Below are 14,345 nucleotides of genomic sequence, written 5' to 3'. Positions count from 1 at the left end.
GGGCACCCCGATGAAGGCCGTGGGACGGCTGTTCGTCGTCAAGTCCACTGGCTCCGACACCTGATGCACGGCCACCGCCGTGAAGAGCGCCGACCGCTCCGTCGTGATGACCGCGGGACACCGCGTCCGTCGCGGCTCCTCGCCCGCCGACACCATCAGCACGATGGTCTTCGTCCCCGGCTGCGGCAAGGGCAGCCGGCCCTACGGCGCCGGCGGAGTCGGCACCCGGCCCGGCCGTGGAGGCGCGGCCGCATCCTACTGACCGGAGTTGCGCACTACTCGGTCACACGGGCGGGTGTGGCGGGTACGGCATCGACGCGGCGATGCCGTTGCCGCCGCGACGGCACCGCTGAGGCGCGGGTGAGCCATGGCATGGCGGAGGACTGCGGTCACAGCCACCGGACCGTCCGCGCGGCCCGTGTCACGACCGCCGCGTAGCCGACGCCGACCGCGAGGGAGGCCAGCAGGGCGGTGAGCGGGAAGTCCTCCTGGAGGTACGGATAGACCTGGTAGTGCGTCAGGTAGATGTACAGGGAACTGCTCGCCAGGACGCCCGCGAGTGCGCTGACCGGGCCGATGCTGGGCAGGGTCGGCACCCAGATCAGCAGGCCCAACCCGGCGATGACGAGGGCCGTGCGCAGGGGCTGGTCCTGGAACAGGCCGGGCACGGTGAGCAGCAGCACGGCCGTGAGCAGGGCCCGTTGCCGCACGGTGCCCGCCCGCGCGGCGGCCCACCCCAGCACGAACAGCCAGAACACCACCGAAGGGCTCAAGTGAGGGTGTTCGGAGGCCAGCCCCAGCAGGTCGTAGCGGCCGACCAGGCCGACGGCCATGAGCGCCAGCGGCACCCCGAACACATACCGCCGCTCCAGCCGGTCCAGCAGCGGTACGGCCATGAGGGCGGCGAGGACGACGAGGTAGTAGACCAGGGCCTCCACGAACCAGTAGGCCCAGTCGAAGCGGTCGTTCCCCTGGGAGAGCAGACTGTTGAGCAGCAGGGCGTTGGCGGGGTCGTAGAAGTCGGTCAGGACCACTGCTCCGGTGATCCACACCATGCTCGGTATCGCGATGCGGGCGATGGTGCGCCACAGGCGCCGTACGCGCTCGCGGCGTGCGGCGTCGGTCAGTTGGAAGCGGGCGAAGTTGTAGCCCGCGACGCCGATGAGGATGTGGGCGAAGCCTTTGATGCTGAAGACCTGGATGTGTGAGCCGACGATGAGGACGATCCCGACCGCGCGCAGGGCGATGCCGGTTTCCAGCGTGCGGCGGGTCCTCCAGGACTGTGGGGTCGTCCAGGAGCGCAGCGCTCCGCGCAGTCCCGGTGCCGGACGGGCCCGCCGCGGCTCCGGTCCGCCCGGCTGGTCCGTTCCGTGCGGCGGCCCGTCCGGCTGGTCCGTTCCGTGCGGCGGCCCGTGCGGCTGGTCCGTTCCGTGCGGCCCTTTCGCCACGGGTGCCGCCCGCGTGCGCAGTTCGCGGATCGTCCTCGTATGCCAGTCGGTCGGCAGACGGCCCAGCGCCTCCTCCAGGCGCAGGGACATCTCGACGTAGCAGAGGGAGTCGCCGCCCAGACCGACGAAGCTGCTGTCCTCGGTGACGTCGGTGCGGCCGAGGATCTCCGTGTAGAGAAGGAGGAGATCTTCACCGGTGCCGGGCGCCTCGTCCTGTTCCGGGCGCGTCAGCCGTCGTACGGCCTCGTAGTCCGGCTTTCCCGAGGCCAGGCGGGGGAGTTCGGCGAGCACCCGGACCCGTATCGCGCGGGCCGGGAGCCCGCACTCCTGCGCGACCAGCCGCCGGGCCCGCGCCTCGTCAACGGCGCCGTCGGGACCCGCGCCTTCGAGTGCGGCCACCGCCAGCGCCTCGCCGTCCCCCGCGCAGTACGCGGTGACCCCCTGAGCGGCCAGCAAGATCTCCACCTGCTGCGGATCGATCCGCAGTCCGCAGATCTTCGCGAAGCGGCTGCGGCGGCCCACGATCTCGTACAGCCCGTCGTGCGCGCACCGGGCGAGGTCGCCGGTGTGCAGTTCCTGCACCGTCCGGCCCAGGGCGAGGTCGGCCGGGCTCTCGGCGTAACCGAGCATCACGTTCGGGCCCGAGTAGACCAGTTCGCCCACGTCCGGGCCATGGCCGTCGACAGGGTTCAGCCGGAAGGAGCCGCCGGGTATCGGCACTCCGACGGCCTCGGGGCGCTCGGCGGCGAGGTGCGGAGGGAGATAGGCCATGCGGGCCGTGGCCTCGGTCTGGCCGTACATCACGAAGAACTGCCAGCCGGAGCGGCGCCCCAACCCGGCGTAGTGCGCCGCCCGTTCCGGTGCCAGCCGGCCCCCGGCCTGGGTGACGCGGCGCAGGTGCGGCAGCTCCAGCCGCTCGAAGCCGATCCGGTCGAGCAGGTCGAACGTGTACGGCACCCCGGCGAGCGAGGTGCCGCGCGCGGCGCGGAACTCCTCCCAGAAGGCAGCGTCGGACACCGACCGCTCGGTGAGGATCAGGCCGGCGCCGCGCAGCAGGTGGCTGTGGATGACGGAGAGGCCGTAGCAGTAGTGCATGGGCAGCGTGGTGGCCGCGCGGTCGGTGTCGTCGATGCCGAGATACAGGGCGATGGACTCGGCGTTCGCCTGAAGGTTGTCGTGGGAGAGCCGCACCAGCTTGGGCGAGCCGGTCGAGCCGGATGTGCTCAGCAGCAGGGCGAGGTCCGGGTGGAGGGTGTGGGCGCTGCCGGGGTGACGCTCGTCGAGGTTCCAGGTTCCGTCGGTGTGCGGGCGGGCCACGACGTCGGGGGCGTACGCCTCGGTCAGTGAGCGGACGGTGCTCTCGCTGTCGCCGGGGACGAGCAGGACGGGGTGACCTGCGGAGAGGGCGGCCAGGTGGGTGACGAGCGCGTCGGCGCGGTTGGCGCCGGCCAGCAGCACCAGCCGCCGTGTCGGCCCGAGGCGCGCGGCGGTGGCGGTCACCCGTTCGGCCAGTTCGCGGTACGACAGATCTCCGTCCGGCGTGATGAGCGCGACGCGCTCCCCGTACGCCGCGAGTCCGCGCGCGAACGACACGGTTTTCGGCCACGGCTTCCGGGGCGAGTCCGGTACCGCGGGTGCCGGGAGGGGTCCAGAGAGGTGGATCACGGGGCCCCTTCCGCGGCAATGTCCGCTGTTGGCCAGAACCCTTGACGGTTAGGTGAGCTTTACCTTATTCATAACATGGTCATAATCAAGCCACAGGAACGTCACAGATCGCATCGCCCCTCGCTCCGCACCGCCATGGCCGGCGGCGTGAAGGCGAGCCCCGTAGGAAGGCACACCCCATGCGACGCCCCTCGGTTCGCCGGATCACTGCGCTGGTCGCGGCCGGCCTGTTGCTCCCCGCCCTCGCGGCGTGCGGCTCCGACGACAAGGACAGCGGGGGCAAGGACGGCGACTCCGCCCTCGTCATCTACTCCGGCCGCAACGAGAAGCTGGTCAAGCCGCTGCTGGACAAGCTGGAGAAGGCCGTGGGCACCAAGGTCGAGGTGCGCTACGGCGACAGTGCGGAACTGGCCGCGCAGATCCTGGAGGAGGGCGACCGCACGAAGGCCGGGCTGTTCTTCTCGCAGGACGCCGGCGCGCTGGGTGCCCTGTCCAAGGAAGGCATGCTGCAGCAGCTGCCTTCGGCCACCCTCGGCAAGGTCGACGAGGCGTACCGCGGGTCCGACGGCGACTGGGTCGGTCTCTCGGGGCGCGTCCGTGTGATCGCCTACAACCCGGACAAGGTCGCCGAGGACGAGGTCCCGGACAGCGTCTTCGACGTCGTCGAGCCGGAGTGGAAGGGCAAGGTCGGCTTCGCGCCCACCAACGCCTCCTTCCAGGCGTTCGTCACCGGCATGCGCGTACTGAAGGGCGACGACGTCACCCGCACGTGGCTTCAGGACCTCAAGGCGAACGGCGCCAAGACCTACGCGCACAACCTCGCCACCCTGGACGCCGTCGAGGCCGGGGAGGTCTCGCTCGGCCTGGTCAACCACTACTACTGGTACGAGCGCGTCGCCGAGAAGGGCGAGGACAAGGTCGACGCCGAGCTGCACTTCCTGCCCGGCGAGGACCCCGGAGCGCTGATCAACGTCGCCGGCGCCGGCATCCTCAAGGACAGCGGGCAGAGCGCGACCGCCCGGAAGGCCGTGGACTACCTGCTGTCGAAGGAGGCACAGACCTACTTCGCGGACACCACGAAGGAGTACCCGCTGGCCGCCGGCGTCACCAGCACCGTCGAGGGCCTGCCGGCGTTCGACTCGCTCGAATCGCCCGCCATCGACCTCGGCGAGCTGGAGTCCCTCCAGGAGACGCTGGCCATGCTCCAGGACGTCGGGCTGGTCTGACCCGTCGTGCCCACATCGCCGTCCACCTCGCGCCCGGCCGGAGCCCCGGCACCGGCCGGGGACGAGCACGTGCGCGAGGCGAGCGAGGGCCGTACGTCTCGCTCCTTCCGTACGCCGGTCAGGGCAATGCGTCTGGTGGTCAAGGCCCGCAGGCCCGACCGCAGACCGCCCCCGACCCTGCTGATTCCCGCCTGCGTCGCCGCCCTGTTCGCCCTGCTGCCCCTCGGCTACCTCGCCGTCCGGGCTCTGGAGCGCGGCCCGGCCTTCGCCTGGGACGTCGTCGCCGACCAGCGGACGCTCGGCCTCCTCGGCCGCAGCCTCGGCCTGACCGCGGTGGTCGTGGCGGCGTGCCTGGTCCTGGGAGTCTCCCTGGCCTGGCTGACCGTGCGTACCGCGCTGCCCGGGGCCCGCGCCTGGTCGGTGCTGGCCACGCTGCCGCTCGCGGTGCCGAGTTACGTGGCCGCGTTCGCCTGGCTGTCGGCCGAGCCGGGGCTGGCCGGCTTCGGAGGCGCCGCTCTCGCCCTGACGCTGGTCAGCTTCCCGTACGTCCATCTGCCGGTCGCCGCCGCCCTGCGGGGCATCGACCCGGCGCAGGAGGAGGCCGCGCGCTCCCTCGGCCACGGCCCGCTGGGCGCGTTCGTCCGCGTCACGCTCCCGCAACTGCGACCGGCGGCCGCGGGCGGGGCACTGCTCGTCGCGCTGTACGTGCTGTCCGACTTCGGCGCGGTCTCGCTGATGCGCTACGACACCTTCACCCGGGCCATCCACACCTCCTACCGCGCCTCCTTCGACCGCACCCCGGCGGCCGCGCTCAGCGTCGTCCTGGTGGTCATGACGGTCGCACTGGTCGCCGCCGAGGCCCGCACACGGGGCCGCGCCGGGCACGCCAGAACCGGAACGGGGACCGCCCGCCCGGCGGTTCCGGTCGGCCTCGGCCGGTGGCGGCCACTCGCCCTGCTGTGGTGCGCCGCGGTCACGGCCGTCGCCGTGGCCTTCCCGCTGGGCACCCTCGGCTACTGGCTGGCCGTCGGCAGCTCGGCCACCTGGGACCTGGGTGGTCTCGCGGAGACTGCTTGGGGCACCTTCGGGGTGGCGGCGGCGGGCGCGGGCCTCACCACGGTCCTCGCCCTGCCGGTCGGGGTGATCGCCGCCCGGCACCGGAGCCGCGGCGCCCGCTTGCTGGAGCAGGCGGCGTACGCGGGGCACGCGCTGCCCGGCATCACGGTCGCCCTCGCGCTGGTGTTCTTCGCCGTGCGCTACGCCTACCCGCTCTACCAGCAACTCCCGCTGCTGGTCTGCGCGTACGCGGTCCTCTTCCTGCCGGTCGCGGTGGCCGCCACCCGTGCGGCCGTGCTCCAGGCGCCGCCCCTCCTGGAGGACGTGGCCCGCTCGCTCGGGCGACGGCCCTGGCAGGTTCTGCGCGAGGTGACCGTCCCGCTGGCCGCACCCGGAGTGGCCGCCGGGGCCGCGCTCACCTTCGTGGTCTGCATGAAGGAACTCCCCGCGACCCTGCTGCTGCGCCCCACCGGCATGGACACCCTCGCCACCCGGCTGTGGACCGAGACCGGCGCGGGATCCTTCGCGGCGGCCGCTCCCTACGCCGCCGCGCTGATCCTGCTGGCCGCCGTCCCCTCGTACCTCCTAGGCAGGCACCGGACATGAACGAACTCCACGTGGAAGGGCTCACCAAGTCCTACGGAGCCGGAGAGCCGGTCCTGCGGCAACTGCGACTCACCGTCCCGGCGGGCGCGTTGGCCGCCGTACTCGGCCCTTCCGGCTGCGGCAAGACCACCATGCTGCGGATCGTCGCCGGGTTCCTGCGCGCCGACGCGGGCACGGTCCGCCTCGGCGACCGGACGCTTGCCGGCTTCGGCGCCCACCTGCCGCCGGAGCGCCGCCGCATCGGCATCGTCCCCCAGGAGGGCGCCCTCTTCCCGCACCTGAGCGTGGCCCGCAACGTCGCCTTCGGATTGAGGGACCTCGACCGGTCCGAACGACGGCGCAGGACAGAGGAGTTGCTGGAACTGGTAGGCCTCGCCGGGTACGGCGACCGCATGCCGCACGAACTGTCCGGCGGTCAGCAACAGCGCGTCGCACTGGCCCGCGCGCTCGCCCCGCGCCCTCAACTCGTGCTTCTGGACGAGCCGTTCAACGCCCTCGACAGCGCGCTGCGGGCAGAAGTGCGGTCCGACGTACGGGCCGCCCTGCGGACGACCGGCGCCACGGCTGTCCTCGTCACCCACGACCAGCAGGAGGCCCTGTCCACCGCTGACCTCGTCGCCGTCGTACGGGACGGCCGGGTCGCCCAGTGCGCCACCCCGCAGGACCTCTACCGCCACCCCGCCGACCCCTGGATCGCCGACTTCGTCGGCGACGCCGTCCTGCTCCCCGGCACCATCGACGACGACGGCAACGGCACAGCCCGGACCGCCCTGGGCCCTGTGCCCCTCGCCGCCCCGCCGGGCGGCGTGCGCGCCGGCACGGTCCTGCTCCGTCCGGAACAGCTCCGGCTGACCGACGTGGACCACGAGGGCGCGGTCAGGGGCACGGTGACCGACGTCTGTTACTACGGCCACGACGCCATGGTCACCGTGGCAGTCGAGGGCCACGGCATCCCGGTCGCCATCCGCGTCGCGGGCCCGCTCGCGGTCCGTCCCGGGGAGGAGACGGGCATCCGAGTGGTGGGAGAGGCGGGCCTCCACTCATAGCGGCGTTCTCCGCCGCCACAGCTCGCGCGACTGAGCGATGGCGACATCGCGCTCCGCCTCCTGCGGAGCCCGCTCCGCCTGACGGCGCGCCCGGTCCAGTCGCGCGGCCGACGGGGCCACCGCACGAGATCGCGTCGTACGCCGCGTATGGGTACGCCGTCGATTGCCGCCGAGGGAACCGCGTAGAAGGGACCGCGTCCGGTCGACATCCTGGCACCGCCACCGCCACCGCCACCGCCGCTGCCGCGACCGCCACCGGCGCTGCCGCGACCGTCACCGCCGCTGCCGCCACCGCCGCTGCCGCGACCGTCACCGCCGCTGCCGCGACCGCCACCGTCACCGCCGCTGCCGCGACCGCCACCGCCACCGCCACCGCCACCCGACACCGCTGAGCCTCGCCGCACCTGGCCCGATCGAGGTGCGCACGCCACGAGGAGAAGCCCACAGGTGCCTGGCCAAGCCCTTATGGTGCGGTTGTGGCACCCGCCACCCGTCTGGACAACACAACGGCCCAGGTCTCTGACCTGGGCCTTCTTCGTGGAGCGGGTGACGAGAATCGAACTCGTGGGCACGGATGCCACCAGCAGCCGGACCATGTGTGCGCGCGACGCCTGCGCCGATCGGACGGCATCGCCTCTGGGGCTGATCTGGCATGTGCGTCGCGACTACGATGCCGATTGCCGTGCCGTTGCCCGGCATGCCTCCGACCTGCTCGAGCACAGCGTCCACGACATCGTCTGAGGTGCTTTCCCCAGAAGGGCATCGGTGACCGTAGGTCCAAGGCGTGAGGCGATCCACCTCACTCTGCGTGCTATCGGCGGGATGCCGGGTCGGACGGCGAACGGAGTGAGCGACGGGCCGGACCCGACGGGAACCGTGCCGCCCGCCGGGGCGTTCCACTCATGGTGAACATCCACTCACGGAGGGTGTCTCGGCATGGATCCGATATCGATAGGGCTGCTCGCGGCCTTGGCGGGCGGCGCAGGTGGCGAGTTGGGCCGGCAGGCGTGGGCTGGGCTGAGCACCCTGGTGCGGCAGCCATTCCGGCGCGGGCCGGACGCGGCAGAAGCCCCTCAGGTCAGTACCGGGGAGCCTGAGTTGGCAGCCCTGGGGCAAGCGCCGGACGACCAGGCGCGCGCACGGGTCCTCAGCGCCACCCTCGCCGCTCGCACCTTGCTGGACCCCGACTTCGACGCCGGCCTGCGGCAGTGGCACGAGGAGGCGAGGCTGATCCCCACGGAAGGCGGCGACGTGCGCAACAGCATCAGCGGAGGCAACCAGTACGGGCCTGTGCTTCAGGGCCGGGACTTCTCCGGGCTCTCCTTCAGCACGCAGCCTCCGCCGCCTGCAGCCCCTGGGGGCGGAACTCCTGCGCTGGGGGAATGAGCGGCGTCGAGGCGACCCCGCGCGGGGCGGGTGCGCGTCGGCCCGGCGCGCCGGGAGCGGTCACCGCCCGGGGGCCGCGAAGGTGTGCCGGGTGCAGCGTTCAGGGGGAGCCGTCGGGTCCCGGTGCGGAGTGCTGCTGTTCCCGGGCGGCTTGGAGTCGCTCACGCGACCGGCGGGTGTCCGGCTCCTCCGGCCCGAGCTCCCGCTCCCGCCGGGCGAGCGTGCGCTGGTGCAGAGCAACGGCTTCGGACACCCGGCCCGCGGCGAGATACGAGTCGGCCAGATTGGACTGGGACCGGAGCGTGTCGCGATGCTCCGGCCCCAGGACACGTATGCGGTCCGCGACGCTCTGCTCCTGCGCGGCGATGGCTTCCTCGTAACGCCGCGCATCGTGGTGGGTGTTGGCGATGTTGTGCAGGCACCGCAAGGTGTCCGGGTGGTCCGGCCCCAGCACGGCCGTGCGGCGCGCGAGGACCTGCTCGTGCAGATCCAGCGCCTCATCGAGCCGGCCTGCCTGCTTGTAGGCGAGTGCGAGATTGTGCATCGACCACAGTACGTCGGTGTGATCGTCACCGAGGGCCGCGGCACGATCACGCAGGATGGCCTCGTGCTGGACGATGGCCTCGTCGGTTCGTCCCATGGCCTTGCAGGTGATGGCCAGCGCCTCCCGCGTCTGCAGGGTGAGCCGGTGCTCCGCGCCGTGCAGCCTCAACCGGGCGTCCAGCGTCGCGGAGTGGACGTCGAGCGCCTCCTCGAGGTTCCCGAGAGCGCGGAGCGCCTCTCCGAGACGGTGGCGGGAGGCGAGAGTGTCGGCGTGCCCCTCTCCCAGTGCCGTCGTCCGCCGCTCGGCGGCCCGCGCCAGAAACGTACGTGCCTGGCCGGTCCACCCCTGGGCCAGCATGAACGTCCCCACTCCGTGCAGTGCTCCCGCGAGGTCGGAGACCGCTTGCCCCGGCACGCCACCGATCGAGTCGACGAAGGCGTCCAGGGCCTCGGTGTGTGAGATCAGGCCGAGCCAGTGCGGCCAGTCGGCGACCGTCGAGAACGGATCCTCGGGGAGGGCGGACCTGAGCAGCTCGCAGGCCATGGCCGCTTCCCCGCCGACCGCCGTCATGCCCGACCGGAGCAGCCGTCGCAGGAGTTGGTGGACGCTCACGCTTCCGTGGTCCAACGTGATCAGCGAATAGGCACGCAGGAGTTGGATGTCGGAGCGGTGGCTTACCGACGTCTGAGGTTCCGGCGTCAGCAAGCCGAGCGGGATGGTCTCGGGCGCGTAGCAGCAGGCCGTCTTGAGGAGGCGGGCGGCGTTCGGCCGTAGCGCAGCGACAGCGTTGACACTCAGGCGAAGGCTTCGCGCCGTGTTGCGGCGATGCACGTCCGTCCATGCCGGTGAGTCGAGGAGTTCGCCAGGCTGGGCGTCGAGCAGCCCCTGATAGCTCTCGCAGGACAGGCCCTGTTCGCGCATGTAGGCCGAGGCCTGCTGGAGGGCGAGCGGGAGCCCTCCCAGGTCCGCTGCCAGCCGGTGGGCGCCGTCGTCGGCGTTCAGGCCCGTGTACCCGGAGAGCCAGGCCGCGCCGACGGCGGCGGGCAGGGGCCCGACGGTCCTCGCGGTCAGCCTGTACTCCGTCCAGTCCACGTCCCACCGCGTGGTCACGACCACCGGCCCGCGATCGATCCGGGCCAGCACAGCGGCCACGTCACTCCGCATCTCGAGACTGTCGAGGACGAGCAGCCAGCCGTCGTGGTGGCGCAGCCAGTCCATGGCCCAGGCGGCCGCATCCGCCGGTGTGCGCCAGTGCCGGTGTCCGGGCAGCAGATGGTGGGCCAGGGCTGCGAGGCCCCGAGTCACGGCCGCGCCGTCCTGCGCGCTGACCCACCAGGTGATCGGATACCGCTCTCGCAGCGCGCGGGCGGCGTGCAGGGCGAGTTCGGTCTTGCCCACACCGGGCATGCCGACGAGTGCCACGCCGAAGCCGTCGTCCGAGGGCGCCTGGAGCAGCCGGACGACTTCCTTCAGATCGCCGTCGCGGCCCCACAGCCGACCGGACGGAGGCCGTGGCGGGTTCGCCACCGGCGTGTACGCGTGGACGTCCGATGCCCGGGGCAGTCCCGACTCGTGGACGTGCATGTGCACGCCGCCCTTGACCGTGCCTGCTTGGACAACCAGTCCGGAGACGGTCCCCGACAGGTCGTTCCTGGTGACTTCCCGCTCCGTGCCGTCGGCTGCGTCCTCCGCCATGTCCTCCCCCGTTCGTCCCGGATTACAGCGTGGCACAGGCCGGCCCTCGATAGCGCTTGGTCAGGTCGGTATCGGTTCTGGCATCCGCGGTGGCAGGTGGGGCAAGCGCCGGGCACTCGTCGAGCCGCTGGTGCGCGGCATCCCGCCGGTCCACTCCCGCCGCGGCCCGCGCAGACGACGGCCCGCCAAGCTGCACGCGGGGTTCGTTCCGGCCGAAGTCAAAGGATTCGGTGCTTAAAAGGGACCGCCCGCCATCGAATGAGACAGTCCGGCCAACAATGCGATCTCGGCAAGAGGAAAACGGGCCTTCCGGCTGCGCCTCCAGTCCCTTTGGGCCCGCTGGCGCGGGCCTGGCTGTCTACGAGGAGGGTGGGCGCTCGTTCATGTCATTGCTCTGTGATGCCGGTGAGCGCGCAGGCCTGACCGAGGGCCCGTAGCTTCCATGCGGGTAGGCCGTCGACGGTGTGCCGATACAACTCGGCGACGACCATGGCTCGGATATCCGGGTCTGCGGACGGCTGGAAAGCCCATGCCGCCCCGGTCACACTGCCGATATGCAAGGCGGCGTGGGTGAGAGAGCCGCAGTTCAGACCCGTGTCGACGTCCATGTTGATGGCGATGGCGACGCCCCGGCGCACTCGCTCGGAGGTCCTGTTGCCGCACAACGACGGACAGCACCGAGCCGTCCACGCCTACGGCACAGCCGGCGGCCGGGGTGTCCGAGAAGGCGGTGTTCACCGCTTCGCAGACGGTGTCCTCGTCGTTGGCGAGCAGGGCTTGCCACCAGTGTTCGGCCTCGCCCGCCAACTGATGGCGGATCGCTCCCCGTCGCGCTGTCTCGGTGGCCAGGTAGGCGGGCGCGTCCTGTTCCGCCCGTTGCCTGGCCGCGGCCCTCTCCGCGCGGGCCAGCCGCCCCACGCCCTGAAGGTGGAACGTCCGGGCTTCGGCGAGCGCCCATGACAGGCTCGGTTGCGGGGCGTCCGGGATGACGGGCGGATGCGCCGCGGGAAAGGACTCCAGGTGAACGCTGGTCGTCTGCCGCCTCAGCTCGCGCGACTGAGCGATGGCGGCATCGCGCTCCGCCTCCTGCTGAGCCCGCTCCGCCTGACGGCGCGCCCGGTCCAGTCGCGCGGCCGACGGGGCCACCGCACGAGATCGCGTCGTACGCCGCGTATGGGTACGCCGTCGATTGCCGCCGAGGGAACTCGACGCGTAGAAGGGGCCGAGTCCGGTCGACATCCTGGGCGCCGCCGCTGCCCACGCTGAGCCTCGCCGCACGTGGCCCGACCGAGGTGCGTACTCCACGAGTCGAGACCCGCACACTCATCCCAGGTTCACCGACACGGAAACCGACCCCCATGACGCACCCCTCTCCCCAGGAAGGGTCTGGCACCGAATGGGGCGTGTGAGGTCGGCTCGGCTGGTCCTCAGTCCTCGGTAACACGACCTGGGGAGGTGGCGGATACATCAATCCGGTACATGGACTACTCTTGGTACATGTCCATGAAGCGCACGAACGTCTACGCGGACCCCGAGGATTTGGCGATCATCAAGGAAGCCGCCAAGCGTCGAGGTGTAAGCGAGGCCGAGATCATCCGCCAGGGCATCCACCTCGCGGCCATGGCGAACCGGGTCTGGGATGAGCCACTGTTCTCACGCACCTTCGAGGGGCCGGGGCGCACGCTGCCCAAGTCGGAGGTCCGAGACACGGTCGCTGATGCCGTCCGGCGGGAGACCGGATCGGGCTCCGGATCCGCCGCGTGATCGTTGTCATCGCCGACACGTCCGGCCTTCTGGCAGCGCTGGACTCGGCTCATCCGGAACATGGGGCGGCGAACGAGGCGATCATGGCGGCGGGCCTGCTGGTCATGTCTCCGCTCCTGCTGGCCGAACTGGATCACGTGGCGACGCGTGAGCTCGGCAGGGAGGCCGCCCTCAGCGCGGTCGACGACCTGCGGCGCTGGATGAGCCGGGGTCGTGTCGTCCTGCCGGAGATCACGGAGGACCACCTGGGCGCAGCCCAGTCCGTCCGTGTCCGTTACCGCGCGCTGGACCTCGACCTCGCCGACGCGGTGAACGTGGCGCTTGCCGCCGACTACGACACGGACGCGATTCTCACCCTGGACCGACGAGACTTCCGGGCTGTACGCCCGCTGGGCCGCTACAAGGCGTTCCGTGTCCTCCCCGACGACCTCCCGCTCTGACGCAGGACCCGAAGCGGTCAAGTGCCCGCTTCCACAAAGGGCTTGGGCACCGCCCAGGGCGAAGACATGCGGGACGGATGTCCGCCATCGCCCAGGAACGGCGGGCTGAGGGCTCGCCTCCGGCTCATCTACGTGAAAGTGCAGGTCAGCGCACGCGGCGACGTGATGGGGGCGCCCTCTCAAGGCGAGCGTGCCCTCTGCGTGCCCCATCTTTGGGTGCAGGAGTACTCGCGAAACGCGGCAAAGGCTCCCCAATGAAACAGCCCCAGGCCGCTGACCTGGGGCTTCAAGAAGAGCGGGTGACGAGAATCGAACTCGCGCTCTCAGCTTGGGAAGCTGCGGAACTGCGGGGCTTTTTGAGGCGCTGACCTGGGCGTACGGCTGGGTTGTGGCCTCTGCGGGCTGGGCAGTTTTCACCCTGACTCCCCGTTGTTCCCCGCTGGATCTGGTGCGGTTATGGTGCGGGCGCCCGACCTGGCTTTCTGGCAACCACCCGTCCCAACGACGATGACGGCCGGCGCGAGGCTCAACAAGTGATGCCGAGTTCCTCGCGGAGTCCCATATGCTCGCCAGGCAGTTGGTGGGAGCAGTCCAATGGGGGGGCACGGAGCCGCATGGCCGACGAGATCAAGTACGAGTACAAGACCGTGCAGACAGTTCGCGGCACCGACGGCTTGGTGATCTCGAGGATGCAGAAGGATGGCTGGGAGCTCGTGGAGCAGACCCAGAGCACGCTTCGCTCCACCCTCAACTTCCGTCGACCGAAGAAGTCACAACCATGGCTCTTGATCGGCTCGGTGGCCGCCGCCCTCATGACCCTGGCCATCGTCATCGGCGCTGCCTCTGCACTCAGCGGCGGAGGTGAGAAGAAGGACGAGTCAGACAAGTCCACAACCGCTGTGAGCGAGAAGCCTTCCGCTACGCAGACTTCGACCGCGGCAGAGTCGGCTGCCACTGCGGTGATTACGCCTCAGAACAACCCGGAGTTTGCGGCGTTGCTGAGGGCGGACTACTGCGACGACGCGAACCTGGACTTCGCGAACAGGCACGAGGGCCAGACGGTTGCGTTCAACGGCTCGATTGTGAACATGGCGCCCCACGGTGACTACGACACTCGCTATGACCTCCTCCTGGGCCCAGGAGATAAGGGGCCGAAGACGACGGTCGGCCCGGCCTTCAAGTACGAGGACGTCAACATCCTTGACCTGAGACTGACAGGCAAGAAAATCCCCGCTGCCGTCGGCGCAGGCGACAAGTTCCGCTTCGTCGCCAAGGTGGGCGAGTTCAACGCGGACCAGTGCCTCTTCTTTCTCGACCCGGTCTCGACAGAAGTCCGGTAGTCGAGATGGGCAGCCGCGTCATCACCGGACCAGTGTGCCCGGCCGATCAGTTCCGTCATCAGCATCGTCCTGCCGGCCTGCATCGGATGCCTGGTGTGACTACTCCGCTCCGCGCTCGTCAGCTCGCCC

General features: G+C 70.9%; 12 protein-coding genes. 9 read left to right on the top strand and 3 right to left on the bottom strand.

Translation table 11 applies throughout. The features are described from left to right. Positions 1-79: 79 nt before the first annotated feature. The gene (locus ABTX62_RS00320) at positions 80-262 is read left to right on the top strand and encodes a hypothetical protein (RefSeq protein WP_352114094.1); all 183 of its coding nucleotides are present in this window, start codon (positions 80-82) and stop codon (positions 260-262) included. A 127-nt stretch (positions 263-389) separates the two neighbouring features. Here ABTX62_RS00320 and ABTX62_RS00315 read toward each other — a convergent pair whose 3' ends face one another. Then, entirely contained in the window at positions 390-3,041 is a 2,652-nt protein-coding gene (locus tag ABTX62_RS00315; protein WP_352114093.1) for an AMP-binding protein, read from the bottom strand. Between the two features lie 251 nt (positions 3,042-3,292). Here ABTX62_RS00315 and ABTX62_RS00310 point away from each other — a divergent pair, with 251 nt between their 5' ends. The 5 genes from ABTX62_RS00310 (at position 3,293) to ABTX62_RS00290 (ending at position 8,433) form a co-directional block, all read left to right on the top strand. After that, positions 3,293-4,339, top strand: coding sequence for an iron ABC transporter substrate-binding protein (locus ABTX62_RS00310; protein WP_352114092.1), 1,047 nt, complete (start codon positions 3,293-3,295; stop codon positions 4,337-4,339). Between the two features lie 126 nt (positions 4,340-4,465). Further along, positions 4,466-6,001: an ABC transporter permease gene (locus tag ABTX62_RS00305; RefSeq protein ID WP_352114403.1), complete on the top strand. Its 1,536-nt coding sequence runs from the start codon at positions 4,466-4,468 to the stop codon at positions 5,999-6,001. Beyond that, positions 5,998-7,047, top strand: coding sequence for an ABC transporter ATP-binding protein (locus tag ABTX62_RS00300; RefSeq protein WP_352114091.1), 1,050 nt, complete (start codon positions 5,998-6,000; stop codon positions 7,045-7,047). The genes ABTX62_RS00305 and ABTX62_RS00300 overlap by 4 nt, the downstream gene beginning before the upstream one ends. A 564-nt stretch (positions 7,048-7,611) precedes the next feature. Then, complete coding sequence (locus tag ABTX62_RS00295; RefSeq protein WP_352114090.1) at positions 7,612-7,788, top strand: hypothetical protein; 177 nt, start codon at positions 7,612-7,614, stop codon at positions 7,786-7,788. Between the two features lie 357 nt (positions 7,789-8,145). Continuing rightward, complete coding sequence (locus tag ABTX62_RS00290) at positions 8,146-8,433, top strand: hypothetical protein (RefSeq protein WP_352114089.1); 288 nt, start codon at positions 8,146-8,148, stop codon at positions 8,431-8,433. A 100-nt stretch (positions 8,434-8,533) separates the two neighbouring features. Here the strand turns inward: ABTX62_RS00290 and fxsT are convergent, their stop codons facing one another. Together fxsT and ABTX62_RS00280 are read right to left on the bottom strand one after the other, a co-directional pair. Next, a complete protein-coding gene (gene fxsT / locus ABTX62_RS00285) occupies positions 8,534-10,672 on the bottom strand; it encodes an FxSxx-COOH system tetratricopeptide repeat protein (protein ID WP_352114088.1) in 2,139 nt (712 codons plus the stop codon). 386 nt (positions 10,673-11,058) lie between these two features. Further along, complete coding sequence (locus ABTX62_RS00280) at positions 11,059-11,280, bottom strand: hypothetical protein (protein WP_352114087.1); 222 nt, start codon at positions 11,278-11,280, stop codon at positions 11,059-11,061. An 889-nt stretch (positions 11,281-12,169) separates the two neighbouring features. On the opposite strand from ABTX62_RS00280, the gene ABTX62_RS00275 reads away from it, so the two are divergent. The 3 genes from ABTX62_RS00275 to ABTX62_RS00265 all read left to right on the top strand — a co-directional run bounded on the left by ABTX62_RS00275 (position 12,170) and on the right by ABTX62_RS00265 (position 14,216). Next, complete coding sequence (locus ABTX62_RS00275; protein WP_352114086.1) at positions 12,170-12,436, top strand: ribbon-helix-helix domain-containing protein; 267 nt, start codon at positions 12,170-12,172, stop codon at positions 12,434-12,436. Then, entirely contained in the window at positions 12,433-12,876 is a 444-nt protein-coding gene (locus ABTX62_RS00270; protein ID WP_352114085.1) for a PIN domain-containing protein, read from the top strand. The genes ABTX62_RS00275 and ABTX62_RS00270 overlap by 4 nt, the downstream gene beginning before the upstream one ends. A gap of 614 nt (positions 12,877-13,490) precedes the next feature. After that, positions 13,491-14,216: a DUF4839 domain-containing protein gene (locus ABTX62_RS00265; RefSeq protein ID WP_352114084.1), complete on the top strand. Its 726-nt coding sequence runs from the start codon at positions 13,491-13,493 to the stop codon at positions 14,214-14,216. The last annotated feature ends 129 nt before the right edge of the window (positions 14,217-14,345 follow it).

This window comes from Streptomyces sp. NPDC096046, assembly GCF_040303285.1.
Classification (GTDB): domain Bacteria; phylum Actinomycetota; class Actinomycetes; order Streptomycetales; family Streptomycetaceae; genus Streptomyces.
This window is presented reverse-complemented; position numbering and strand designations above follow the sequence as displayed.